This window comes from Serratia plymuthica NBRC 102599 (genome assembly GCF_001590925.1).
GTDB classification, from domain to species: Bacteria; Pseudomonadota; Gammaproteobacteria; order Enterobacterales; family Enterobacteriaceae; genus Serratia; species Serratia plymuthica.
The window spans coordinates 87,181-109,769 of the sequence record NZ_BCTU01000013.1 but is presented as its reverse complement, the minus strand read 5'-3'; the positions used below and the strand labels follow the sequence as shown (position 1 = coordinate 109,769).

26 protein-coding genes and 1 tRNA gene are annotated in these 22,589 nt (G+C 56.9%); 7 read left to right on the top strand and 20 right to left on the bottom strand.

Annotated features, from left to right (window positions below; genetic code table 11):
• The first annotated feature begins 351 nt into the window (after nt 1-351).
• Nucleotides 352-567 (top strand): hypothetical protein, encoded by a 216-nt coding sequence (locus SPL01S_RS10025; RefSeq protein WP_004942827.1) that lies wholly within the window; start codon nt 352-354, stop codon nt 565-567.
• Nucleotides 568-632: 65 nt separating this feature from the next.
• Here SPL01S_RS10025 and SPL01S_RS10020 read toward each other — a convergent pair whose 3' ends face one another.
• From SPL01S_RS10020 to SPL01S_RS10000, 5 genes are all read right to left on the bottom strand, one after another.
• Nucleotides 633-1,430, bottom strand: a complete 798-nt coding sequence (locus tag SPL01S_RS10020; protein WP_004942831.1) for a DNA/RNA non-specific endonuclease — start codon at nt 1,428-1,430, stop codon at nt 633-635.
• Nucleotides 1,431-1,593: 163 nt separating this feature from the next.
• Nucleotides 1,594-3,054: a TrkH family potassium uptake protein gene (locus SPL01S_RS10015; protein WP_063199323.1), complete on the bottom strand. Its 1,461-nt coding sequence runs from the start codon at nt 3,052-3,054 to the stop codon at nt 1,594-1,596.
• A gap of 134 nt (nt 3,055-3,188) precedes the next feature.
• Entirely contained in the window at nt 3,189-3,533 is a 345-nt protein-coding gene (locus SPL01S_RS10010) for a hypothetical protein (RefSeq protein ID WP_006324592.1), read from the bottom strand.
• A gap of 206 nt (nt 3,534-3,739) precedes the next feature.
• On the bottom strand, nt 3,740-4,339 hold the full coding sequence (gene wrbA / locus SPL01S_RS10005; RefSeq protein ID WP_013812359.1) for an NAD(P)H:quinone oxidoreductase: 600 nt from the start codon (nt 4,337-4,339) through the stop codon (nt 3,740-3,742).
• Nucleotides 4,340-4,414: 75 nt separating this feature from the next.
• On the bottom strand, nt 4,415-5,035 hold the full coding sequence (locus SPL01S_RS10000) for a LysE family transporter (protein ID WP_063199320.1): 621 nt from the start codon (nt 5,033-5,035) through the stop codon (nt 4,415-4,417).
• 68 nt (nt 5,036-5,103) lie between these two features.
• On the opposite strand from SPL01S_RS10000, the gene SPL01S_RS09995 reads away from it, so the two are divergent.
• The gene (locus SPL01S_RS09995; protein ID WP_063199317.1) at nt 5,104-6,027 is read left to right on the top strand and encodes a LysR family transcriptional regulator; all 924 of its coding nucleotides are present in this window, start codon (nt 5,104-5,106) and stop codon (nt 6,025-6,027) included.
• On the opposite strand, the gene SPL01S_RS09990 is transcribed toward SPL01S_RS09995, so the two are convergent.
• Entirely contained in the window at nt 6,011-6,475 is a 465-nt protein-coding gene (locus SPL01S_RS09990; protein ID WP_063199314.1) for a helix-turn-helix domain-containing protein, read from the bottom strand. The genes SPL01S_RS09995 and SPL01S_RS09990 overlap by 17 nt on opposite strands.
• Before the next feature lie 162 nt (nt 6,476-6,637).
• Between SPL01S_RS09990 and SPL01S_RS25465 the strand changes: the two genes are divergently transcribed.
• On the top strand, nt 6,638-6,811 hold the full coding sequence (locus SPL01S_RS25465; RefSeq protein WP_004942853.1) for a hypothetical protein: 174 nt from the start codon (nt 6,638-6,640) through the stop codon (nt 6,809-6,811).
• Here the strand turns inward: SPL01S_RS25465 and SPL01S_RS09985 are convergent.
• Nucleotides 6,808-7,383, bottom strand: coding sequence for a helix-turn-helix domain-containing protein (locus tag SPL01S_RS09985; RefSeq protein ID WP_041416864.1), 576 nt, complete (start codon nt 7,381-7,383; stop codon nt 6,808-6,810). The two genes, SPL01S_RS25465 and SPL01S_RS09985, sit on opposite strands and share 4 nt — an antisense overlap.
• Nucleotides 7,384-7,450: 67 nt before the next feature.
• Between SPL01S_RS09985 and SPL01S_RS09980 the strand changes: the two genes are divergently transcribed.
• Nucleotides 7,451-8,368, top strand: a complete 918-nt coding sequence (locus tag SPL01S_RS09980; RefSeq protein WP_063199439.1) for a DMT family transporter — start codon at nt 7,451-7,453, stop codon at nt 8,366-8,368.
• Between the two features lie 25 nt (nt 8,369-8,393).
• Here SPL01S_RS09980 and rutG read toward each other — a convergent pair whose 3' ends face one another.
• The 6 genes from rutG to rutA all read right to left on the bottom strand — a co-directional run bounded on the left by rutG (nt 8,394) and on the right by rutA (nt 13,500).
• A complete protein-coding gene (gene rutG / locus SPL01S_RS09975) occupies nt 8,394-9,713 on the bottom strand; it encodes a pyrimidine utilization transport protein G (protein WP_063199311.1) in 1,320 nt (439 codons plus the stop codon).
• A 69-nt stretch (nt 9,714-9,782) separates the two neighbouring features.
• On the bottom strand, nt 9,783-10,310 hold the full coding sequence (gene rutF / locus SPL01S_RS09970; RefSeq protein ID WP_013812366.1) for an NADH-dependent FMN reductase RutF: 528 nt from the start codon (nt 10,308-10,310) through the stop codon (nt 9,783-9,785).
• Between the two features lie 48 nt (nt 10,311-10,358).
• The gene (gene rutD, locus SPL01S_RS09965; RefSeq protein WP_063199309.1) at nt 10,359-11,198 is read right to left on the bottom strand and encodes a pyrimidine utilization protein D; all 840 of its coding nucleotides are present in this window, start codon (nt 11,196-11,198) and stop codon (nt 10,359-10,361) included.
• A gap of 24 nt (nt 11,199-11,222) precedes the next feature.
• The gene (rutC, locus tag SPL01S_RS09960) at nt 11,223-11,609 is read right to left on the bottom strand and encodes a pyrimidine utilization protein C (RefSeq protein ID WP_063199305.1); all 387 of its coding nucleotides are present in this window, start codon (nt 11,607-11,609) and stop codon (nt 11,223-11,225) included.
• A 44-nt stretch (nt 11,610-11,653) separates the two neighbouring features.
• Nucleotides 11,654-12,400 carry a pyrimidine utilization protein B gene (gene rutB, locus SPL01S_RS09955; RefSeq protein ID WP_063199302.1) on the bottom strand — a complete coding sequence of 249 codons (747 nt, stop codon included), beginning with the start codon at nt 12,398-12,400 and terminating at the stop codon, nt 11,654-11,656.
• Entirely contained in the window at nt 12,400-13,500 is a 1,101-nt protein-coding gene (gene rutA / locus SPL01S_RS09950) for a pyrimidine utilization protein A (protein WP_004942872.1), read from the bottom strand. Before rutA ends, rutB begins: the two co-directional genes overlap by 1 nt.
• A 333-nt stretch (nt 13,501-13,833) precedes the next feature.
• On the opposite strand from rutA, the gene rutR reads away from it, so the two are divergent.
• On the top strand, nt 13,834-14,472 hold the full coding sequence (gene rutR, locus SPL01S_RS09945) for an HTH-type transcriptional regulator RutR (RefSeq protein WP_004942877.1): 639 nt from the start codon (nt 13,834-13,836) through the stop codon (nt 14,470-14,472).
• Between the two features lie 52 nt (nt 14,473-14,524).
• Here the strand turns inward: rutR and cycA are convergent, their stop codons facing one another.
• Complete coding sequence (gene cycA, locus SPL01S_RS09940; RefSeq protein ID WP_063199298.1) at nt 14,525-15,925, bottom strand: D-serine/D-alanine/glycine transporter; 1,401 nt, start codon at nt 15,923-15,925, stop codon at nt 14,525-14,527.
• Nucleotides 15,926-16,274: 349 nt separating this feature from the next.
• On the opposite strand from cycA, the gene SPL01S_RS09935 reads away from it, so the two are divergent.
• A tRNA-Lys gene (locus tag SPL01S_RS09935) sits at nt 16,275-16,350 on the top strand.
• A gap of 301 nt (nt 16,351-16,651) precedes the next feature.
• Here the strand turns inward: SPL01S_RS09935 and SPL01S_RS09930 are convergent.
• On the bottom strand, nt 16,652-17,017 hold the full coding sequence (locus SPL01S_RS09930; protein WP_063199295.1) for a cell envelope integrity TolA C-terminal domain-containing protein: 366 nt from the start codon (nt 17,015-17,017) through the stop codon (nt 16,652-16,654).
• Between the two features lie 140 nt (nt 17,018-17,157).
• Nucleotides 17,158-17,652 carry a DedA family protein gene (locus tag SPL01S_RS09925; RefSeq protein ID WP_062870425.1) on the bottom strand — a complete coding sequence of 165 codons (495 nt, stop codon included), beginning with the start codon at nt 17,650-17,652 and terminating at the stop codon, nt 17,158-17,160.
• Nucleotides 17,653-17,853: 201 nt separating this feature from the next.
• Between SPL01S_RS09925 and SPL01S_RS09920 the strand changes: the two genes are divergently transcribed.
• Complete coding sequence (locus SPL01S_RS09920) at nt 17,854-18,153, top strand: putative quinol monooxygenase (RefSeq protein WP_062870426.1); 300 nt, start codon at nt 17,854-17,856, stop codon at nt 18,151-18,153.
• 105 nt (nt 18,154-18,258) lie between these two features.
• Here SPL01S_RS09920 and SPL01S_RS09915 read toward each other — a convergent pair whose 3' ends face one another.
• Genes SPL01S_RS09915 through SPL01S_RS09900 form a run of 4 tightly spaced genes read right to left on the bottom strand, consistent with a single transcriptional unit; the run spans nt 18,259 to nt 22,584 of the window.
• On the bottom strand, nt 18,259-18,984 hold the full coding sequence (locus SPL01S_RS09915) for an enoyl-CoA hydratase-related protein (protein ID WP_063199292.1): 726 nt from the start codon (nt 18,982-18,984) through the stop codon (nt 18,259-18,261).
• Nucleotides 18,977-20,149 (bottom strand): MFS transporter, encoded by a 1,173-nt coding sequence (locus SPL01S_RS09910; RefSeq protein WP_063199288.1) that lies wholly within the window; start codon nt 20,147-20,149, stop codon nt 18,977-18,979. Before SPL01S_RS09910 ends, SPL01S_RS09915 begins: the two co-directional genes overlap by 8 nt.
• Nucleotides 20,146-21,357, bottom strand: a complete 1,212-nt coding sequence (gene hemA / locus SPL01S_RS09905; protein ID WP_063199284.1) for a 5-aminolevulinate synthase — start codon at nt 21,355-21,357, stop codon at nt 20,146-20,148. Before hemA ends, SPL01S_RS09910 begins: the two co-directional genes overlap by 4 nt.
• Before the next feature lie 15 nt (nt 21,358-21,372).
• A complete protein-coding gene (locus SPL01S_RS09900) occupies nt 21,373-22,584 on the bottom strand; it encodes an acetyl-CoA C-acyltransferase (protein WP_063199281.1) in 1,212 nt (403 codons plus the stop codon).
• Nucleotides 22,585-22,589 lie beyond the last annotated feature (5 nt).

The window sequence follows — 22,589 nt, the reverse complement described above, 5'->3', positions numbered from 1 at the left end:
TTGTTCCAATGTGCAAAATCACTGCTTGTCATGCCCGTCATTTTTCGAGCCGACCACCGACCGATATGAACCTGATGAGCGACTTCTTTAACGGTGGGCATCACGATTCTTTGGGTTTTGGTCTTCTCGGATTCTAGTGGGTCAATCGCCGTTGGTGAGTTGTCCGCACATCGTGAGCGAATGTTTATTCGCTTCCCCGTTACTGAACTCCCCCTGTAAACTGTCACATCATTTTTTTCCCAATCTGTTCGATGCCATCCCCGGCAGATGGGTCGCCAACGCTTGATCAGGGCAATGCAAAGGTTAAAATAGAGCGATGCGATTGCGCTTAACTCTTTCATGGAGATAGAGATGAACTGGTATCAAGTGGCGTTATGGACCATGATTTTTCTGAAGTCCGGGGCGTTCCTGGTGTTCGTTTGGTGGTGGATGTTCAAGCGTGCAACCAAGCCTTATGTTCGCCCGGAAAACGTCGTTATTGACGAAACGCCAGAGGATGAAAATCTGACCATGGAAGACGTTATGAAGAAACACGGAATTACGCGCGTGGAAAATCAGACTCAATAACTCAGTCCCGGTATAGACAGCACCCGGTGATAACCCCGCCCCCTTCGAGCGCGGGGTTGTTGGTTTTAGCTCTTGCAGCCCATCAGCTCCGGCAGCACCCCTGGCTTACTCTTCAGCGAAGCCTGTACATCCTCCGGCAGACCTGCCCAGATAATCAGCCCGGTACGCTTTTCGATCTCGCTGACCGTTACGCGGTACTGGCAGAAATCGGCACTTTTCGGGGTGTTTTGATCAAACAGAAACGCGGCGTAGTGGTTCACTTCCGGGCTGCTGTTGATAAAAATCACCTTCCAGTAGGCGCTGGGGATGGTGTGCGCTTTTTGAGTCCCCGGCAGTTTGCCCATATCACGTTCATACAACGGGCCGGTGACGGTATACACTGAGCTGATATCCGCCCGGTCAATCAGTTTGCGTTCCTGATCTTCCAGCCGCGCCCAGGATCCCTGGTTCAAATCGGCCTTCTGCGGCGTGATGTTGGAAAGATAGTTCAGCGACTCCCAGTCAGACACCCCCGCCAGCGAGGCCAGCGGCGCCTGATGCCCACGGTCAACTTTCAACGCCGCATTGGCACCGGTGTAATCCGCCGGTACCAGCGTATCCGCCGGGTTCAGCGCTGGGTCGGTTTTCCAGTTGCGATCTTTGCCGCTGGCCGGCGTGTCCTTGGTGATGTGGTAAGCCACCCAGTTGGCGAACTTGGTGCTGCTGTTATTGTTCAGCGTATAAGCATGGCGAACGATAGATACGTTGCTACTGCCACCGGTCGGGCAACCCACCGCGCAGTTGTCGATGGACTCGAGCGTTTCGGCTGAAACCTGAGTGGCAAACAGCAGGGCGGCCAGGACTAACATCTTGTTAAAGCGCATATTCATATCCTCAATAAGTTAAAATATACTGTATTTATTTACAGTTGTTTTAACTTATATCAGTGAAATGAATACAACAATGCAACACATTCAGGTTATGAATGTGCTACAGGTGATACAGCGAAACTCGCTAAAAAAGGCCTGTCCCTCACTGGCTAATGGCTTAGAAACGCCAAAAGGCTCGCGAACAAAGAATCAGCATGGGGTAGATCTCAAGGCGGCCCAGCAGCATAGCGAAGCACATTAACCATTTGGCCGGGTCGCTGAGTGTGCCGAATCCGGCAGTGGTTTCACCGTACCCCAGCCCCATATTGTTGATGCAGGCGGCGACGGTGGCAAAAGACGTGACCATGTCGTAGCCCATAAGGTTAAGCAGCCAGATGAAAAAGCAACTGAAGAAGACGTAAAGAAAGAAGAAGCTCCATACCGAACGCAGTACCCGATCCTGGATCGGCGCATTACCGACCTTGATGGTAAAAATAGCATTGGGATGAATTAGTTGGTTGATCTCGTGCCTGCTTTGTTTATACATAATCAGAAAACGCAGCGCTTTGATGCCGCCGCAGGTCGAACCAACGCAACCGCCGAAAAAACTCATCGCCAGCAATAGCATGATGGTATGAGAGGGTACCCGGGCATAATCAGCGATGGCCAGGCCGTTATCGGTCATCATTGAGCTGGTGAGGAAAAACCCGTGCACAAAGGCATCTTTGGCACCATACATATCTGAGCTGTATAGCTCGATACAAACGATCGCCACGATAATCGACAGGATCAGCAGGAAGAAACGCAGTTCAGGATTGTGATACAGCGGTTTCAGACTACGGCGCCCAAGGACAACAAAATACAGAGTGAAGTTTACCGCCGCCAGAATGGAGAAAATGCCTCCGACCATTTCCACTGCCGAGCTGTCGTAATACCCCAGGCTCTCGTTGCGCGTGGAAAATCCCCCGAGTGAAACGGTGGCGAGCCCGTGACATAGCGCATCGAACCACGGCATACCGGCAAGGTGGAACGCGACCGTACAGGCCAGCCCTAAACCGAGATAGATTAACCACAGGTTTTTCGATGTATCAGCCAGACGCGGGGTCAGGCGTTCCTCTTTGAACGGGCCGGGCATTTCCGACTGATAGAGTTTTGCGCCACCGATCCCCAACAGAGGTAGCACAGCCACCGCCAACACAATGACGCCGAGGCCGCCAATAAAATTGAGTTGAGAGCGGTAGTAAAGAACGGATTTTGGCACACCTGAGACATCGTTGAGCACCGAAGCGCCAGTGGTGGTGATGCCGGAAACACCTTCAAACATGGCGTCAACCAAGCGGATGTTCAGGGTATCATCCATCCATAGCGGCAGAGCGCTGATGACTGAGAACAACAACCAGAACATTACGATAATCAGAAAACCGTCCTGTGTCCGCAGTTGTACTTTGGACTGACGAGTGCTGAACCAACCTATGCCGCCGAGCATGGCGGCGAGCGCCAGCGTATAGAAAAAAGAAAAAAAGTTTTTTTCTTTATACAACAAAGCCACAAGCAAGGGTGGGATCATCGAAAGGCTATAAAGGAGAACCAAGAAACTGCAAAGATGAATAACGACCAGAATTTGTTTGGTTTTGACCATGCTTTTGCCCGGATTGCCTGCCGACAATGAGTCAATTTAATCTTAAGTGGGTAAAGAATAAGGCAAGCGATATAAAAAAAACGTAAAAATTCATATCGCCTGAGAGAGTTGGCACGTTTTTAACCGTCGCGCGGCTATTCCAACAGGTTATTTACGGTGCGGCGCACATACTGCGTCATTTGGGCCAGATCTTCAGGCGATACTGGCCCTCCGCCGGCACGTACTACCTGCTGTTCTATCTGAGCGATCTCCTGCTCGACCTTATTGGCAATCTGCACCTTGACGATTTTATCCACCGACGAGAGCAGGACTTTCAATACCACTTTCAGCGCAACGTTCTCGCAGAACGAGTCGTAGTGGTGGACTGCCGGCGGCGCAACGGGTGGCTCGGGCGCGCGCGGGGCCATAGCCTTGAAACTGTCTACATTTTCAATAATAAGATCCATGTCTCTTATTAGTTCATCAAAATCTTTAGACACTGACTTATTTCCCTTCGCTATGCGCAAAAACAGAACGCCCGCCATCAGGGCCAATGCCGGTGATAGACGGGCAGAACGAATTTCGACCGTGACGTTCAGGTAGTGAATGGCAGGCTGAGCGGCATTTTAACCTTGCTGCGGGTTGGCAACAAGATGGGGCCGAGCGAATCCGCGGCCCCACCGGGTAGATAACGGAAGGTTATTGCTTAGCTTTTCAGCTTGGCAGTGATTTTCGCCACGTGTTCGCCCTGATAACGGGCAATGGTCAGTTCTTCCTGGCTGGGCTGACGCGAGCCGTCACCGCCGGCGATAGTGGTCGCGCCATAGGGTGTGCCGCCACGGGTGTGGGAGACGTCAAACAGTTCGGGCGTGGCGTAACCGATCGGAACGATAATAAAACCGTGGTGCGCCAGCGTGGTCCAGGTGGAGGTGATAGTGTGCTCCTGGCCGCCGCCGGTACCGGTGGACGAAAATACGCTGCCGACCTTGCCATACAGCGCGCCGGAAGCCCACAGCCCCCCGGTTTGATCGAGGAAGGTGCGCATCTGCCCGGCCATGTTGCCAAAGCGGGTAGGGGTACCGAAGATAATGCCATCGTAATCGGCCAACTCCTGTGGCGTGGCGACAGGCGCTTTTTGATCGCTTTTGCCGCCGGCTTTGGCGAAGGCGTCCGCCGGTATGGTTTCCGGCACCCGTTTCACGGTGACTTCAACGCCGCTGACCCTGCGCGCACCTTCCGCTACCGCTTCTGCCAGGGTTTCGATATGCCCGTACATTGAGTAATAAAGGACCAAAACTTTTGCCATGTTGCGTTCCCCGCTCGGTGATTGAAAGAAATGCCCCATAAGCATAGAAGTGAATGCTGAACTTATCCTTGAACCTCATTTGATGCCGGCGACCGCCAGCAGCGCACCGAAGACGATCAGCAGGCCGCCAAAGGCTCTGTCGATGCCTTTGCGCAGGCGCAGCAGGCGCGCATTGACGCCCGGCGCGGAAAACAGCAACGCCACGGCGGCAAACCAGAGAATATGGGCAACCGCAATAAACAGCCCATAGCCGATTTGTACGCTGAGCGGCGTCTGCGGATTGACCACCTGCATAAACAGACTGACGATAAAAATAGTGGTTTTGGGGTTCAGTACATTGGTCAAAAAACCGATCTTCAGCGCGGCGAAGTCACTGGTGGCGGCTGTGTCTTCGTGGGAAGGGGCAGCGGCGGCAGCTCCGGCGTGGCGCAGCATGCCGACACCCAGATAAATCAAATAGGCGGCGCCGATCGCCTTCAGCAGAGTAAACAACCACAACGACTGTTGGATCAATACGCCAACACCGACCAGGGTATAGCTCACGTGGATCACCACACCAGCGCCGATACCGCAGGCGGTCAGCACCCCGGCGCGGCGGGAAAGGAGCAGGCTGTTGCGCGACACCATGGCAAAGTCCGGCCCGGGGCTGATAACGGCCAGTAAAGTGATGGTGACGACGGCGAGGAGTTCAGTCATAGTTATCCTGTCAAAAAATCAGAAGAGAGTGGCTGATTTATAAGAGGAATAGCCGGCGGTGACAAACGATGAAAACTGACAGTATCAGTGAGAAAAACTCACGCAAAATTAATCGGCCGCTGTCGCTGGGCGGGCTGCGCTGTTTTGAGGCCGCTGCGCGACTGGAAAGCTTTACGCAGGCGGCGAGCAGCCTGAACCTGACGCACGGGGCCGTCAGCCGTGCGGTCAGAGCGCTGGAAGATGAGCTGGGGATTGCGCTGTTCGAGCGTCGTCACCGGCGGGTATATCTTACGCCAGCCGGGCACACGCTGTTTCAGGCGTCTCAGCAAGCATTCGGCATTCTGGATCATACTGCGCAAACGCTGCGTCAGCAGGCGCAGGACGCGCCGCTGGTGTTGTCGTGCGAGCCAACGTTATTGATGCGCTGGTTGATACCGCGTCTGCCGGCGTTTCAGCAGGCGCACCCGGAAATCAACCTGCAACTGGTGGCCGGTGGCGGGCCATTTTCGTTTCATGACGGCATTACCGCCGCTATCCGGCGCAACGATTTTGACTGGGGGGATAAGCTGCACAGCCTGGCGTTGTTCAGCGAGCGGGTCGGGCCGGTGTGCAAACCTGAAACGCTGCGGCGCTGGGTAACCCTTGGCGACGGCCCTCCGCAGTTGAGTCACGACGCGGTACTGCTGCATTCCGCCACCCGCCCCGACGCCTGGCGGCAATGGGCGCAGGGGCAAGGCGTGGCGCTGACTGGCCGGCCGGAGCAGCGTTTTGATCATTTCTACTTCAGCCTGCAGGCGGCGGTGGCGGGGATGGGGATTGCCATCGGCCCGTGGCAGCAGGTACGCGATGATGTGGCCGCCGGCTTGCTGAGCGCGCCTTTTGGCTTTATGCCGGACGGCAGCGGTTACTGCTTATTGTCGCCACAGGAAATCAGGCCGGGCAGCGCACTCGCCCGGCTGGCGGACTGGCTGAAACTCAGTGCAGACGCCTGAGCTTTTGCTCCAACCGCTGCCGTTGCCAACGGTTGAAAACGTCCGGCAGCAGCAGGGTGCGTGCGGCCCGCATCATCACCGCCAGGCTCATGCCGCCAATCGCCCACAGCGACCAGAGATAGTGCGGATGGGTAAACCAGTTAACGGCGAACAAAAACAGGTCGACGATCGCAAAACGCACCGCCATGCGCAGCAGCTTGCCTTCCGCTTCAACCTGTCGGCGAATAGCCTGTTCGCTCTGACTGTCGTTATCCGGCTGTGCCGGCTGGCTGAGATCGTTCACCTGCAACCCCAACGCCGCGGCAATCGCGGTGAGGGTCTCCAGGCTGGCCTGTTCGCCATTTTCAATGCGCTGAACGGTGCGGGTGCTGAGGCCGGCAATGGTGGCCAACTGCTCCTGCGACCAGCCTTTTTCCAGCCTTAATTGCCTGATGCGGTATGTTTGCATTGCGTTCTCCAAAATGAACCATCACTGAGGCCAAGTGTAGGGGCTGGCCGCGCCAACTGCCACGACAGCGGCACGACATTCGCGCGACAGACGGGTGACACCCGCGGCCGACGAGGGCTAAACTACACTTGCAGTGTGTCCGGCCCACTAACGGAGGAAACAATGACATCATATCGTGGCATCAAACGGGTATTGCTGAGCGACGGCGCCATCAAACATGTGATCGTGGAAGACGACGTGGGCGATGAATGCACCTTCGCCGCCAAAGACTATATTTCCGAGGGGATCCAGCCGCCGTTGGAAGAGCTGCCAGAAGTGGCGGCGCTGGATGATTAAAAGGCGACGTTGCGGATAAAACGCAGCGGCCGCTCGGTGCGGTTGACGTAGGCATAGTGCTGATCGCTGTTGAACACCTGGGTTTCACCGGCATCCAGCGTCAGGGTCTGTTGTTCCAGCTCCAGCGTCAGGCTGCCGGTGATCACATAGATAATCTCGTTCCAGCCTGCGGCATCCGGCAGCGAGTCGTAGCGTTCGCCCGGCATCAGCGCCCATTCCCACAGCTCCACCCGCTGAAGTGCGGGCACGCTGGCGACCAACACCGCCTGGCTTGCCGGCTCGCGCCCCTGCCAGGCCAGTTCACCCACCAGATGATTGCCGCGTGCTTCCGGTGCCTGGATCAGATCGGTGAAGGCGATATTCAGCGCCTCGGCGAGCTTGTCCAGCACCACCAGGCTGACGTTGCGGTCACCGGCTTCAATCCCGGCAAGCATGCGACGGCTGACGCCGGATTTTTCCGCCAGCGCCATCTGGCTCAGCCCGGCCTGCTGGCGGTATCCGCGCAGGTTGCTGCTTAGATATTGCAGCACTTTGAGCGCGTCATGTTTTTCATTGTGCACTATATTGCTCATCCGCAGGCATTCCCTCATACTGGTGCGATCTGTGCATTATATTGCACCCGGCATTAAGGGCAAGTCAGTGTCTGCAGTAAAAAAATCCTTGATTTCCACGCTTATCTCCAAAATCAAACTTCAGGAAGCGGTGCTGATTTTCATTACCATGATCTGGGGCGGCACCTTTTTGGCGGTGCATCACGCCATGCAGGTCAGCGGGCCGTTCTTTTTCGTCGGGCTGCGTTTCGCCGCCGCCACGTTGGTGCTGACGCTGTTCTCCCTGCGCACCCTGCGCGGGTTGACCTGGTATGAATTGAAAGCGGGCGTGTTTATCGGCATTGCCATCATGTTTGGCTACGGCCTGCAAACTGTTGGGTTGCAAACGATCAGCAGCAGCCAGTCGGCATTCATCACCGCCATGTATGTGCCGATGGTGCCGTTGTTACAGTGGCTGGTACTGGGGCGTTTTCCCGGCGTGATGTCGTGGGTCGGCGTTCTGCTGGCGTTCACCGGCCTGATGCTGCTGGCCGCGCCGAGCAGTGCGGATATGACGCTCAGCGCGGGTGAGATACTGACATTGATCGGCACGCTGGGCATGGCGGCCGAGATCATTCTGATTGGCGCCTATGCCGGTAAGGTGAATATCAAACGGGTGACGGTGGTGCAACTGGCCACGGCATCGCTGGCCTCGTTCCTGATGATGGTACCGACTGGCGAGGCGGTGCCGCCGTACACCAGTTATCTGCTGTACAGCGCGATAGGGCTGGGCATCGCCAGCGCCCTGATTCAACTGACGATGAACTGGGCGCAGCGCAGCATGTCACCGACGCGCGCTACGGTCATTTATGCCGGCGAACCGGTCTGGGCGGGGATCGTCGGGCGTATCGCCGGCGAACGTTTGCCGGGGGTCGCCCTGTTGGGCTGCGGGCTGATTGTACTGGGTGTGCTGGTCAGCGAACTGCGCATTCGCCGCAAAGGCAAAGCCGCGGCGCTGGTTGAATAAGGCCCGGCAGGCCGGGCCCTCGGAATCAACGTGCGGCGTTGTCCGCCAGCGGCAGGATTTTACGATTGCGCAGCAGCGCATTCAGAATAATGGCGCCGAAGGTGGCGGTACCTATGCCTCCCATGGTGAAGTTGCCGATGGTCAGTGCAAAATCGCCGGCACCCAGCACCAGCGTTACGGCCACCATAATCAGGTTGCCGTTATCGCCCAAGTCGACCTTGTTTTGCACCCAGATGCGCGCGCCGGCGACGGCAATCAAACCGAACACCACCACCGAGGCGCCGCCCAGCACCGGGCCTGGAATGGTGTGGATCAGCGCGCCGAACTTCGGTGAAAAGCCCAGAACAATCGCCACGGCCGCCGCGGCGACAAACACCAGGGTGGAGTAAATTTTGGTTACCGCCATCACGCCGATATTTTCAGCGTAGGTCGTGACCCCGGTGCCGCCTACCGAGCCAGACAGCAGGGTCGCCAGCCCGTCGCCGACAAAGGCGCGGCCGATATAGGGATCGAGGTTCTGGCCGGTCATCCCTGCCACCGCCTTCACATGCCCGAGGTTTTCCGCCACCAGAATGATCGCCACCGGGGCAATCAACAGCATGGCGTGCAGGTTAAACACCGGCGCGGTGAACTGCGGCAGACCAAACCAGGCCGCCTGGCTCAGCGCGCTGTAATCCACCGGCTTGCCGAGCCCAAAACCGTTGGTCACGACCACATAGATCAGGTAGGCGGCGATCAGCCCGAGCAGGATCAGCAACCGCTGCATCAACCCACGGGTGAATACCGCCACCGAACCGATACACAAAATGGTGACCACCGCCATCCAGCTGTCAAAATTGGAAGCCGAGACGCTGCGTACGGCGATAGGCGCCAGGTTCAGGCCGATCGCCATCACCACCGCACCGGTCACCACCGGCGGCATCAGGCGTTCGATCCAACGGGTGCCGACGCTCATCACCACAAACCCAATCAGCAGATACACCAGCCCGCAGGCGATGATTCCGCCCAGTGCCAGCGCAATGTTGGGGTTCGCGCCCTGGCCGCTGTAACCGGTGAGGGTGATCACCAGCCCGACAAACGCCGCGCTGGAACCGAGGTAACTCGGCACCCGGCCGCCGACCACCAGGAAGAACAGCAGCGTGCCGATGCCAGACATCAATATGGCCAGGTTGGCGTCAAAGCCCATCAGCAGCGGCATCAGCACCGTGGCGCCAAACATGGCCACCGCGTGTTGCAAGCCCATAACCAGCGTTGGCACCAGCGGCAGCCTTTCATCGGGTGCGACCACCGCACCGTCCAGATTGCCTTGCTTCATGCGCCATTGGGGAAACCAGGTATTCGCCATCGTCATCTCCAAAAACAGGGGGGCAGGTTAGGGGCGCAGGTGAGTGCGCGTTACGGCATCATCGGTAAATCATTGCTTCAATAACGGGTGATAGCGACGATCGAAGTAAGCCAGACCGTGGCTTTCATCATTACGCGCCAGCGCCACCGCCTGACAGAACAGAATGTCATGGGTGCCGACGCTGACAATTTGGCTAATCCGGCAATCGAAAGAGACCACTGCGCCATGCAGAATGGGGGAGCCGGTTGCCAGCGTGGACCAACGGGCGGCGGAAAAACGCATGTCCATCGGCGTTTTTCCGCCAAACAGATTCGACAGCGACTCGTGTTCCGCCGCCAGCGTATTGACGCACAGCGTCTGGTTTTGCTTGAACACCGAATACACCGATGCGGAGCGGTTCAGGCATACCAGCAGCGTCGGGGGCGTATCGGTAACGCTGCATACCGCAGAGGCGGTAAACCCGGCGCGGCCGGCCGGGCCGTCGGTGGTAATGATATTCACGGCCGAACCCAGGCGCGCCATCGCGTCGCGAAAGTCCTGTTTTTCTACGCCCTGTGGCACAAGTGGCGCGCTGGCGAGAAGGGTTTGGGTTTGCATACTTTTTCTCCTGTGGCTGGCCCATAGCGAAGGGCCTGGCGATTGAACTCAGTGTTTCAGTCCTGTGGGCTCATGCTGGGCGTCCGCAGGGCTGCAAGCAGACGACTGGCCGTGGGTTTTCAGCAACCAACCGAGCAGAATGCGGTTAAAGTTGTCGGCATCCGTCACGCTCATGGCATGGCCGCCGTACGCCATCTGCGCCAGTTCACCGAACGGCAGGCTCTCCGCCAACTGATGCGAGCAGTGATAGGGCACCAGCAAATCGTCGCGGGAGCACAACGCCAGCGTCGGGGTGGTAATGTCCGCCAGGTACGGGCGGAAATCGGTGTTCATTAGCGCACTCAGGCGGCGCAACAGGTTTTCTGTCCCCTGGAAATGCGCCACCTGATGCGCCAGCTCCTCATCCAGCAGCGCTTCGTGCCGCGACAGCCAGTCGGCGGGGAACAAGAACAGCGGCTGGGCGCGCACATAGGCTTCCACGCCGCTGTTGAGCAGCAGGTCCTGGCGCACTTTGAAGCAGCGCCAGGTCTGGCTGTCCAGCGTCGGCCAGCCATTAACCACCACCAGTTTTGCGACCAACTGCGGGTGCGAGAGCGCCAACTGCAGGCCAATCATGCCGCCAAGCGCGTGGCCGACGAAATAACAGTGTTCAACGCCAATCGAGCGCAGCAACTGCGCCACCTCATCCGCCATATCGGCCATGCTGTAGCCGGCCGGCACCTCGCCCTTGCTGCGGGCGGTGCCCTGATGATCATAAACCACCACCCGGAAATGCTCGCTCAGCGCTTCAATCTGCGGTTGCCAGAAACTGCCTGCGCCGCCCAGACCGGCAGAGAGCACCACCGTGGGGGCGAGCGGGGTGTCTTTTCCCAAAATCTCAAAGTACATTCTCGATCCTCTGTAGATAAGGATTCAGCGGCCGATATGGGCCACGGTGGCGATCTCAATCAGTGCGTCCGGTTTCACCAGCCCGCACTGAATGCAGTAGCGCGCCGGTTTGTCGCCAGGAAAATACTCCGCATAGACCTGATTGATGGCGGCATAGTTTTGCCAGTCGGTGAGGAAGATCGAGTTAAAGGTCACGTCATCCATGCTGCCGCCTGCGGTTTCGATCACGCTTTTAATGATTTCCAGCACGTGGCGGGTTTGCGCTGCCGCATCGCCGACGTGCACCACGTTATTGTCTTTATCGAACGCCAGCGTACCCGAGACGTAAACCACGCCGTCGGCCAGCGTGCCGGGGACGAAGGGTGCCAGCGGTTTGCCGGTGCCCGGCGGCGTAATGATGGTTTTTGGCATAGTCTTGCTCCTGATGAATGATTAAAGGGTAAAGCAGGCAAAACTCATGCCGTTTGGCTGAGCGGGGCGATGAGCGCATCGCAGAAACTGTCGACGTCCGACACCCAACCAAAGAAGGTTTCGATGTTGTACAGCGCCGCCTGCTGGGCAAACTGCGGCCCAGCCTGGTGAGTGGCGTCCGCCAGCACCACGCCGAAATATTCGAGGAAGAAGCCGTCGCGCAATGTGGATTCCACGCAGACGTTGGTGGCGATGCCGGTAAACACCAAATGGTGAATGCCGTAGGAGCGCAGCAGGCTGTCGAGTTGGGTATTGAAGAAGCCGCTGTAGCGCGGTTTCGGGATCACGATATCGCCCGGCTGCGGCTGCAGTTCGTCCACCAGATCGTAGTCCCAGTCGCCCTTGGCCAGCAGCTTGCCCATCAACTCCGGGCGCTTGCGCATGGTTTTCAGCGCGTTGGATTTATGCCAGTTGGGCGAACCCTGGCCGCCGGCTTCGACATACTGATTGTCCCAACCGTTCTGGAAAAAGATCACCCGGATACCGGCGGCGCGCGCGGCGCTGATGGCGCGTTTGATATTGGCGATCACCGGGGCGGTGGCCGAGACGTCAAAACCGGCGAGATCAAGGTAGCCGCCTTGCGAAGCATAGGCATTTTGCATATCGACCACGATCAGCACAGTTTCCTGCGGCGCAAAGGCGATGGCCTCCGGGCGCGCGGGCAGAGTGACGGTGGCACCGGTTTCCGGCGACTGGCGGCGCACCACCGGCTGGTTTTCAACAATTTTCATCAGGCTACCTCACGGCTTTCAGCGGTTTTTGGGCAAACGTCGGCGCGGCTTTTCATCAGCGGCTGGATGCGCTCGCCGAAGTCTTCCACCCCTTTCACGAAGTCATCGAAGGTCAGCAGCACGCCTTCGGTACCGGGCACGGTAGCGATCTCATCCATCATGCGCGCCACGTTGGCGTAAGAACCGACCAGCGTACCCATATTGATGTTGACCGCCGAGGTCGGGTCCGCCATCTGGCGTACGTTGGTGTCGGCGCCGGATTTAGTGTCTTTGCCGCTTTGCTCGGTCAGCCAGGCCAGCGCTTCGGTGTCGGCACCGGCTTTATAGCTTTCCCATTTGGCGCGTGCGGCCTCGTCGGTCTCATCGGCAATGATCATGAACAGCACATAGCAGGCGACGCTGCGGCCTTCGGTATCGGCGGCGGTTTTCAGCCGTGCTGCCGTCGGTGCGAAGGCGGTCGGGGTGTTGACGCCCTTGCCGAAGCAGAAGTTGTAATCGGCGTATTTAGCCGAGAAGGCCATGCCGGCGTCACTCTGCCCGGCGCAGATGACCTTGATGTCCGCCTGCGGCTGCGGGCTGACGCGGCAGTCGTCCATCTGGAAGAACTCGCCTTTGAAATCGGACTTGCCGGTGCCCCACAGATCGCGCAGCACCTTCACGTATTCCGCCAGGTAGTCGTAACGGCGGCCGAAGTAATCGTCGCCCGGCCACATGCCCATCTGCTCGTATTCCGGTTTTTGCCAGCCGGTCACCACGTTCAGGCCAAAACGCCCGTTGGAAATTGAGTCGATGGTGGAGGCCATCCGCGCGACGATCGCCGGCGGCATGGTCAGGGTCGCGGCGGTGGCGTAGATCTTGATGCGCGAGGTGACTGCGGCCAGCCCGGCCATCAGGGTGAAGGACTCCAGGTTGTGATCCCAGAACTCGGTTTTGCCGCCGAAGCCGCGCAGTTTGATCATCGACAGAGCGAAATCGAAATTGTAATGCTCGGCCTTCTGCACGATGGTTTTGTTGAGTTCAAACGTCGGTTTGTATTGCGGAGCATTGCTGGAAATCAGCCAGCCGTTGTTGCCGATCGGGATAAATACGCCAATTTTCATTTGAACACCTCGGGTCTGCGAATGGGACGGTTCACGCGCTGCTTGAATGCTTCCTGCGGGTTCCAAATTGCGCGGCGCTGGTCAGGGTATTGCAAACACAGTGCCAGTTTTTGAAAGGGTCTATTTATCAATTGATTGGATTCGATGTGTAATCGGGTTGTTGAGCGAATGGTCCAAAATAGACCATTTGGTAAAAAATATGTGCACAAAAATCAGGCGCAGTTGCCCGTAAAAGGTGCAAAAAACCCCCCGAAAGGAGTAGGTAAATGCGTGGGTTTCACTCAGTGGCTTTGTTATGCTGATGACCGAATCAGGTGACGCCAAGGAGCTGCAGTGAAGCAACAACCCGTTAAACCGCCTACGCGCCGCTCGCGCGCGGTGGCCGCAAAACGCAGCACTATCATGGATGCGGCACTGGAGTTTTTCTCGCTGTACGGTATTCACGGCACCAGTCTGGATCAGGTGGCAGAGCGCGCTGACGTGTCCAAAACCAATTTGCTTTATTACTTCCCTTCGAAAGAAGAGCTGTACGTTGCGGTGCTTAAAGGCATCCTCGACGTGTGGCTGGCGCCGCTAAAAGCGTTGCGTGCCGATCAGGAACCCTTGCAGGCCATTCGCGAATATATCCGCCTTAAATTGGACGTGTCCCGCCATCACCCGCAGGCTTCGCGGCTGTTTTGTCTGGAGATGATCCAGGGCGCTCCGTTACTGAAACTGGAGTTGCAGGGCGGGCTGAAGGCGTTGGTGGACGAGAAATCCGCGATGATCGAGCGCTGGATCGCCGAAGGCCATATCGCGGCGGTGGAGCCGCATCATCTGATCTTTATGCTGTGGGCGACCACTCAGCACTATGCGGATTTTTGGGTGCAGGTAGAGGCGGTGACCGGCAAGACGTTGGACGATGAGGCGTTCTTTCAGCAGACGGTGGACAACGTGCAGCGGGTGATTATCGACGGGATACGCCCGCGTTAATCGTCTAAAGAGGGGGAATACAGGGGGATAAGCGATTATCCCCCTGTTGCTTTTAGGCGGTTTTTTTCTTGCGCAGGAACACGTAAGACAAACCGAGCACCACAAACCACAGCGGCGTGACGATCAGCGCCTGGCGGGTGTCATCGCGCAGCGACAGCAGCACCAGCACAAACACGAAGAACGCCATGCATACCCAGCACATCAGCTTGCCGGCCGGCATCTTGTAGATCGATTTCTGGTGCAGCGCCGGGCGCTGTTTACGGTAAACCAGGTAAGAACACAGGATAATGGTCCAGACAAACATAAACAGAATGGCGGAGACGGTGGTCACCAGCGTAAACACCGTCATTACGTTCGGGATCAGATAAATCAGGACCACGCCGCCCAGCAGGCAGATACAGGAGAAGGTCAGGCCGTTAGCCGGCACCGCGCGCTTGGACAGATTGGCGAACGACTTCGGCGCATCGCCTTCCTGCGCCAGGCCGAACAGCATGCGGCTGGTGGAGAACACCCCACTATTGGCGGAAGAGGCGGCGGAGGTCAGCACCACAAAATTGATCACGCTGGCGGCAGCCGGCAGGCCGATCAGCACGAACAGCTCAACGAACGGGCTTTTATCGGCAACTACCGAGTTCCACGGCGTGACCGACATAATCACGATCAGCGCAAACACGTAGAACATGATGATGCGGATCGGAATGGAGTTGATGGCGCGCGGCAGCACTTTTTCCGGATCTTTGGTTTCAGCCGCGGTGGTGCCTACCAGCTCGATGCCGACAAAGGCGAACACCGCGATCTGGAAGCCGGCGAAGAAGCCGCTGATGCCTTTCGGGAACATGCCGCCGTCATTCCACAGGTGTGAGAACGACGCTACGGTGCCGGTAGGGGACTGGAACTGCATGGCGATCATCACCAGCCCGGCGACGATCAACCCGACAATGGCGACGATTTTAATCATCGCAAACCAGAATTCCATCTCGCCAAACATCTTCACCGTCGCCAGGTTCAGGCCCAGCAGCAGTAACACGCACAGCAGCGAGGCGACCCACTGTGACAGCCCGGGGAACCAGAACTGGGCGTAGGCGGTGATCGCCACCACGTCGGCGATGCCGGTGACAACCCAACAGAACCAGTAGGTCCAGCCGGTAAAGAAACCGGCCCAGGGGCCGAGCAGATCGGCGGCGAAATCGCTGAAGGATTTATATTCCAGGTTGGAGAGCAGCAGCTCGCCCATGGCGCGCATCACGAAAAACAGCATAAAGCCGATGATCATGTACACGAAGATGATGGAAGGACCGGCCAGGCTGATGGTTTTGCCGGACCCCATAAACAAACCCGTGCCGATAGCGCCGCCGATGGCGATCAGTTGAATATGTCGGTTAGTTAGGTTTCGCCGTAGATGATCTTCTGACGCAGGCGTCGCGTCCGTGGCTATTTTGGAGTGATCTACCATCTGATGATGTCCTGTTTTACCTGTCATGGGTGAAATAGTGAGCTCTGAAGTGGCTCTTTTTTATACGATTATCCGGTTAGCCCGGCTTTAGTAAGGTAGTGCAATAACGCCACCTTTGTGCAACATGTTTACAACATTTATGCGAGGGATAAAAGTCGATTATTCTTTACACCGAGGAGGCAAATCGGACGTCTTGGGGGCGGAAGATTACTCCTCGTGGTAGCAGATTAATAGCCCTAAGCAGCCTTATCTTGTTGATAAAACAGAGGGTTGAAAATATCGCATGAGAAAAAGTAATGGATGTAAGCGTTTGACATTGATAGCGGAGAGGCGAATAATTTAACCCGTTGGGTCGTTAGCTCAGTTGGTAGAGCAGTTGACTCTTAATCAATTGGTCACAGGTTCGAACCCTGTACGACCCACCAACAAATCATGTGGTTACAACACATTCTTGATTCCTTGTTCTCTCTGTCGTGTCATATTTGTGTCGCGATACGTAAAAATCGCGCGGATTTGCCATGTATGTTCAGAAAGGTGATCTGACGCAAGATAAGCCTGACTTCGTACCCTTCTATCGACCCCCAATCCCCCACAATCCAGCAAAATTGATAATGAAAGTCTTGCCAGAATCCACCCTATAGGCGGTGTGTTCAGGTTTTGAAAACGGAGGTTGCCACCTCTGCGTAGCTGTGGCTCCTTGTCTGAGGGGATTTGCTTCGCCGAACCCTAGGTTCGCTGCGGCTGAAAGACGATCACGAGTTTTTTGAAGGTTGCGTAGGTTTTTTCATCCGGCGGTGCCGGGATCTCTGCTGAGAAGACGGCAGTCATGCCCGCTTCGCACAGCGGCGTAAAACCCTTAACATTATTGATGTCGGTGACCTTACCCTGGCGGTTCAGGGATATGGACATACTGCATTCTTGCCCGTAATAGCTGTCCTTTATGATCGTTTCCGTAAGTATTGCGTTGGTCACATCGTGGTAATAGTCCGTTATTGCGACGCCGGTGCGTTTTGGCTCAGGGGAATTGCTGTGGCATGCGGTTAAGCTGAGCGCAGCCAGGAGGGCGGTGGTGGCGTTTCGCAGGAGAGGCATTTTATTCCCTTAAGTGCTGAGCAGCTTCATCTGAAGCTCGTATCCCATCTGAAGATAAACATCATTATACTCCCATCATTCACCCTCTTAGAGCTTATCGCAGCGGTCTTTTGGGGCGTGGTAGAAAGGTGCTCGCTGTTTTACAGTAGTTTGCCAACAGACATCAACGCCACCGCCCAAATCCCGGCGGAGAGTGCGCAGGCACAGTAGACCTGTTTGCGCGGCAGCGAAATCATGCCGGCGACCAAAGGCACGGTGTAGCGCATCACGGCCAAAAAACGCGAGATAAACAACAGTGCCACGCCTTTTTGCTGCAAGGCTGACTTAGCCTTGTGCAACGCGCTGCGGTACCTGGCTGGCAACCACTTCCCGTGTTCACGGCCCTGGAGCAATGCACCGCAATGGAAAGATAAAACGGAACCGAGCATCGCACCCAGAGCAATCGCCCCCCAGACGTAACCGTCGGCCAGCACCGGTTTGCCGGCGACAACGCCCAGCATCAGCGTAATCGATGCCGGCGGCAGCAGCGAAGAAATAAAAATAACCGACTTGCCGAACGAAAACAGAAAGATGAACAGCAGCAGAAAGCCGGGTTCCGGGCTGTATTTGGCGATAATAAGTGTCCATTCCGCCATTAAAAATCCTCATAAAATATGTCTGAGAACCAGTGTCCCATTGCCCGCTTCAATAAAGGTTAAATATTGGGCAAGGAGCGACGTTTTACTCGGTAACTTGCGTTATCTACGGTTCTGACGCGGTGCAGTTCGGGTGCATAAGGATAAGGATTCAGGGTAGAGTGGGTTCACATGATAGATAGCTGAAAGGGAAAAGGCGCCATGCTGAAGGTGATTGCTGAGGATTTTATCAAGATCGATTGTGTTGAAACGGTGATGCCGCTGTATCGGGAACTGGTGGAGAAAACCCGGCAGGAGCCGCTTTGCCTCTCCTATGAACTGTTTATCGATCACCAAGACCCTGGGCATTTTATTTTTGTCGAGGAGTGGCCCGATCGGGCTGCATTGGACGTACATTGCCAAACCGAACATTTCACGCGGCTGGTACCCTTGATCAATCAGCACCAAAGCAAACCCTGTACCTTTCTGTTTATGAAGCCTTTTTCTTCCACGAAAGATTAAAAGGGCAAAAAAATCCCCGCAGAGCGGGGTCAATGGCTTCTCAAACACGGTCTTGTAGTGCTTAAACGTTAGACTGCGAATGATTACCATTCACTAAGAATGTTCTCAAAAGGAGGGAGCTGCCGCTTGCCGCACCTGTTCAACCCAGCTCTGCTGGTAGCCAAACGTCGGCGTCTCATACTGCGTTAATCCATAACGGACGATGGCCTTCACCGCCCGGCTGGCGAGCGGATTTTTTTGCGCGATTTGCCGGGCGATGCTCAGCGCTTCATCCTGTGCCGAACCTTCGCTGATACGAGATATAGCGCCGTGCTGCCAGGCCTCCTCCGCGCTTATTGTTCGGCCGGTCAACAACCAGTCGAGGGCGATATAAGGAGAGATCCGCGCCGGTAGCCGCGAACAACCGCCTTGCGCCGCAATCAACCCCAGCCCGGTTTCCGGGAAACTGAATCGTGCGTTGCGGTTGGCGACGATCAGGTCGCAGGCCAATGCAATCTCGAAACCGCCGCCGTAGGCAATGCCATCGACGGCGGCTATGAGGATCTTGGCGAGTTGGGCATGCACGATGCCGCCAAACCCCTCAGGCTCGACCACTGGCAACTCCCCCTGGCGGAACGCCTTCACGTCCATCCCGGCGGAAAACACCTCCGGATGACCGGTCAGCACAATCGCCCGAATCGCGTCATCCTGCTCGGCCCGTTGCAGATAAGTTTGAATCAGGCGCGCCATGTCCAGATTGATGGCGTTCTTTTTCTCCGGTCGATTCAGGGTAATAACGGCAACGCCGTCATCGTGGCGCTCGTAGAGCACCGGAGGCAGCGGGTCATTCATGGGCTTTCTCTCCCTGGAAGAAGAACAGCGTCAGCAGCAGGGCGATGGCCCCCAGCGGCAGTGAAAACAGCGGCAGATAATAGGCCGGCAGCGTATACAGCGTCAGGCCGCCGAGCATGCCGCCGGCGGCGATGCCGGCATAGAGTACGGAGCTGTTCAGTGAGACGGTCAGTGCGCCAAAGCGTTTCGATAGCGACAGCAAGTGGTGTTGGATCGGCACCAGATACATCCAGCCGGTAATGCCCCACACCAGAAAGATCGTCAGCACCCACCAGGGGGAGGTGACGTAAAAGGTGAGCAGAAACAGCGAAACCGTCTGAATAGTCACCGAAAACAGCAGCACAAACTTGCTGCCGAGGGTATCGGTCAACACGCCGGAAACGAAATTGCCGATAACGGCCCCAACGCCGAATACCAGCAGTGCGATCGGTAAAATAGCCTCCGCGCCCAACTGGGTATGTTTCAGCAGTACGCTGACATAGCTATAAACAATATGCTCGGAACAGACGGCAAAGAAAGTGATCAGCAGCGTGGTCAACACCGCCTTTTGTCGCAGCGGGGCAAGCCGCTCCTTCAGCGTGTGTTTACCCGGTGCGGCAATGGCACGCAGCGCCAGTGAAAGCCCCAGTAGTGAAACGGTGCCCAGCAAGGCAATCAGCAGAAAAATCTCCCGCCAACCGATCAACTTGGCCAGGAAGGTGCCAAAAGGAATGCCAAGGGCGATTGCCAGCGTCATGCCACCGTAAACGATGGAGATGGCCAGCCCGCGCCGCTTTTCCGACACCAGCCCGACCGCTGCCGCGGCGGCTTGCGGCGTGTAGGCCGCAGCCCCCAGTGCCGCCAGCACGCGACCGGCAGAGATTTGCAAAAAGCTGTCGGCAAATGCGCAAGCCAGATTACCGGCAATAAATAATACCAGAGCGATCTGTAAAATATGCTTGCGGTTGAGGTTACCAAACAGCCAGGCGGTCAGCGGGGCAAACAGCATATAGGCGAGGGCAAACACCGAGATTAACTGCCCCGCCTGAGCGGGGCTGACAGTAAAGGTGTCGGAAATCTCGGTAAGCACGCCGGCGACGATAAACGCATCGGTGCCAATGGCAAAGGTGCCGGTCGCCATCAGACAAAGCGTGAGAAAATGGCCGTTATAATCCGTCAACTTCATCCTGCTCTCCGTAATTCATTGGCGGCCCAGACTTTGCTCAATGCCGCCAGGAAATAGTCCACATCCTCATGAGTATGGGCAGAGGTCGGCGTGACGCGCAAACGCTCGCTGCCTGCCGGTACCGTCGGGGCATTTACCGGCTGCACATAAATATCGTACTCATCGAGCAGCACCTTGCTGATGTGTTTGTTCCGGTGCGGATCGCCGACCAGCACCGGCAGAATGTGGCTGTCTTCCGAAACCAGCGGGATACCGGCGGCGCGCAGGCCGGACTTAAGATGATCGATAATCGCCAGCAGGTGTTTGCGTTGATTGTCATGCTCAAGGTTGTATTTAAAGCTGGCCAACGCGGCAGCCACCACCGGCGCAGGGGACGACGTACTGAAGACAAACGCCGGCGACCAACTGCGTACCGCCTCAACCACCACGCGTGGTGCGGCGATATAGCCCCCGGCGGCACCGTAAGATTTGCCGAAGCCGCCCTGGATAATAGTGATCTTATCCAACAGGCCCAGTTGCTCGGCATAACCCAGGCCGCGATGGCCGTAAACGCCGGCGGAGTGGATCTCGTCCAGGTAGGTCAGCGCTTGATATTTCTCCGCCAGTTCCACTATCTGCGCCAGCGGTGCGAAGTCGCCGTCCATCGAATAGAGCGACTCGAAGGCGATCAATTTGGGGCGGTCGGGATCGGCCGCCTGCAGGAGCTCTTCAAGGTGCGCCACATCATTGTGGCGGAAGATTTTTTTCTCCGCCTTACTGTAGCGAATACCGTAGATCATCGAGGCGTGGTTAAGCTCATCGGAAAATACGATCAGATTGGGAATGGCGTCGCAAAGGGTGGACAACGTGGCGTCATTGGCTCCGAAGCCGGTGGTGAACAGCAACGCGGACTCTTTGCCGTAGGCGCTGGCCAGCAGCGTTTCCAGTTCGCTGTGGTAGACCGAGGTGCCGGAAATGCTGCGGGCGCCGCAGGTGCCGAGGCCGACGCGATTCACCGCCTCGGTGGTAGCCAGGATGACTTTGGGGTGATGGCTCATCGCCAGATAATCGTTCGAGCACCAGACGTTCAGGCGGCGCTCTCCGTCCTGCCCGTGGCTGGTGGCCCAGGGTTTATCCACCACGCTGCGTTCGAGGTTGAGGAACTCGCGGAACCGTCCCTGTTTTTTGGTTTCGGCCAGTTTTTCTTCAAGAATGTTTAATACGCTCATACGGAATTCCTTGCATTAGAGGGCTTTAATAACCAATGAAACGCCTTGGCCGACACCGACACACATCGTCACCAGCGCGTTGTTTACCTGCCGGGCGTTGAGTTCCAGCGCGGCGGAAAGCACCAGTCGCGCGCCTGACATCCCGAGCGGATGACCGAGGGCGATGGCGCCGCCGTTTGGGTTGACCCGTGTATCGTTGAAATCGATACGCCAGTTTTTCAGCGCGGCCAACACCTGTGCGGCAAATGCCTCATTAATTTCAATCACGTCAAAATCGTTCAGGGTAAAGCCGGTTCGCGCCAGCAACCGGTCGGTGGCGGCGATCGGCCCGATACCCATCACCGACGGGGCAACGCCCGCACTGGCGCTGTCGCCAATCTCCGCCAGCGGTTGCAGTGACTTGCGTTTTACATAACGGCCGGAAGCCAGCAGCAGTACGGCCGCTCCGTCGTTGATGCCGGAGGCGTTGCCGGCGGTGACCGAGCCGTCGGTAATAAAGGCCGGTTTCAGCGCGTGGAGCTTTTGCAACGTGGTCTGGCGTGGAAATTCATCCTGTTCGAAGGTTTTGCGGGTTTTACGATCCACCTGCACCTCGAGTGGCGTGATTTCCCTGGCCAATCGACCATTTTCAATGGCACGCCAGGCTTTTTGCTGTGAGTTCAGGGCAAAAATATCCTGATCCTCACGGGATATTTGGTGTTGCTGAGCCACGTTCTCCGCCGTAATGCCCAGCGGATCGCAACCATAGCGCTCCGCCAACTGTGGATTGACAAAACGCCAGCCCAAGGTGGTGTCGTACAGCTTGACGCTCTTGTCGAAAGGCGTTTCGCTTTTGCCCATCACATAGGGCACCCGGCTCATGCTTTCTACGCCACCGGCCAGCACCAGTTCGCTGAGGCCGCTTTTTATTTTTGCGCTGGCGTAGATCACGGCATCCAGCCCGGATGCGCATAGCCGGTTCAAGGTTATGGCCGGTACGCTCTGATCCAGGCCAGATAACAGCGCCGCCATGCGGGCGACGTTGCGGTTGTCCTCACCGGCTTGATTGGCGCAACCCAGGATCACTTCATCGATATCCGGCTCCACATCAGGGTGCCGTTGCAGCAGTGCCCGAATAATGGCCGCCGCCATATCATCCGGACGCGTCAGCGCCAGACTGCCACCGTAAGCGCCGATAGCCGTGCGCGTGCCGTCGATCAGATAGACCCCATCGTCTTTAATCGTCATCATTT

What these genes read in the sequence shown, in the direction of transcription:
- SPL01S_RS10025 (WP_004942827.1), top strand. Translation starts at nt 352, where the DNA reads ATGAACTGGTATCAAGTGGCGTTATGGACCATGATTTTTCTGAAGTCC.
- SPL01S_RS10020 (WP_004942831.1), bottom strand. Translation starts at nt 1,430, where the DNA reads ATGCGCTTTAACAAGATGTTAGTCCTGGCCGCCCTGCTGTTTGCCACT.
- SPL01S_RS10015 (WP_063199323.1), bottom strand. Translation starts at nt 3,054, where the DNA reads ATGGTCAAAACCAAACAAATTCTGGTCGTTATTCATCTTTGCAGTTTC.
- wrbA (WP_013812359.1), bottom strand. Translation starts at nt 4,339, where the DNA reads ATGGCAAAAGTTTTGGTCCTTTATTACTCAATGTACGGGCATATCGAA.
- SPL01S_RS10000 (WP_063199320.1), bottom strand. Translation starts at nt 5,035, where the DNA reads ATGACTGAACTCCTCGCCGTCGTCACCATCACTTTACTGGCCGTTATC.
- SPL01S_RS09995 (WP_063199317.1), top strand. Translation starts at nt 5,104, where the DNA reads ATGAAAACTGACAGTATCAGTGAGAAAAACTCACGCAAAATTAATCGG.
- SPL01S_RS09990 (WP_063199314.1), bottom strand. Translation starts at nt 6,475, where the DNA reads ATGCAAACATACCGCATCAGGCAATTAAGGCTGGAAAAAGGCTGGTCG.
- SPL01S_RS25465 (WP_004942853.1), top strand. Translation starts at nt 6,638, where the DNA reads ATGACATCATATCGTGGCATCAAACGGGTATTGCTGAGCGACGGCGCC.
- SPL01S_RS09985 (WP_041416864.1), bottom strand. Translation starts at nt 7,383, where the DNA reads ATGAGCAATATAGTGCACAATGAAAAACATGACGCGCTCAAAGTGCTG.
- rutG (WP_063199311.1), bottom strand. Translation starts at nt 9,713, where the DNA reads ATGGCGAATACCTGGTTTCCCCAATGGCGCATGAAGCAAGGCAATCTG.
- rutF (WP_013812366.1), bottom strand. Translation starts at nt 10,310, where the DNA reads ATGCAAACCCAAACCCTTCTCGCCAGCGCGCCACTTGTGCCACAGGGC.
- rutD (WP_063199309.1), bottom strand. Translation starts at nt 11,198, where the DNA reads ATGTACTTTGAGATTTTGGGAAAAGACACCCCGCTCGCCCCCACGGTG.
- rutC (WP_063199305.1), bottom strand. Translation starts at nt 11,609, where the DNA reads ATGCCAAAAACCATCATTACGCCGCCGGGCACCGGCAAACCGCTGGCA.
- rutB (WP_063199302.1), bottom strand. Translation starts at nt 12,400, where the DNA reads ATGAAAATTGTTGAAAACCAGCCGGTGGTGCGCCGCCAGTCGCCGGAA.
- rutA (WP_004942872.1), bottom strand. Translation starts at nt 13,500, where the DNA reads ATGAAAATTGGCGTATTTATCCCGATCGGCAACAACGGCTGGCTGATT.
- cycA (WP_063199298.1), bottom strand. Translation starts at nt 15,925, where the DNA reads ATGGTAGATCACTCCAAAATAGCCACGGACGCGACGCCTGCGTCAGAA.
- SPL01S_RS09930 (WP_063199295.1), bottom strand. Translation starts at nt 17,017, where the DNA reads ATGCCTCTCCTGCGAAACGCCACCACCGCCCTCCTGGCTGCGCTCAGC.
- SPL01S_RS09925 (WP_062870425.1), bottom strand. Translation starts at nt 17,652, where the DNA reads ATGGCGGAATGGACACTTATTATCGCCAAATACAGCCCGGAACCCGGC.
- SPL01S_RS09920 (WP_062870426.1), top strand. Translation starts at nt 17,854, where the DNA reads ATGCTGAAGGTGATTGCTGAGGATTTTATCAAGATCGATTGTGTTGAA.
- SPL01S_RS09915 (WP_063199292.1), bottom strand. Translation starts at nt 18,984, where the DNA reads ATGAATGACCCGCTGCCTCCGGTGCTCTACGAGCGCCACGATGACGGC.
- SPL01S_RS09910 (WP_063199288.1), bottom strand. Translation starts at nt 20,149, where the DNA reads ATGAAGTTGACGGATTATAACGGCCATTTTCTCACGCTTTGTCTGATG.
- hemA (WP_063199284.1), bottom strand. Translation starts at nt 21,357, where the DNA reads ATGAGCGTATTAAACATTCTTGAAGAAAAACTGGCCGAAACCAAAAAA.
- SPL01S_RS09900 (WP_063199281.1), bottom strand. Translation starts at nt 22,584, where the DNA reads ATGACGATTAAAGACGATGGGGTCTATCTGATCGACGGCACGCGCACG.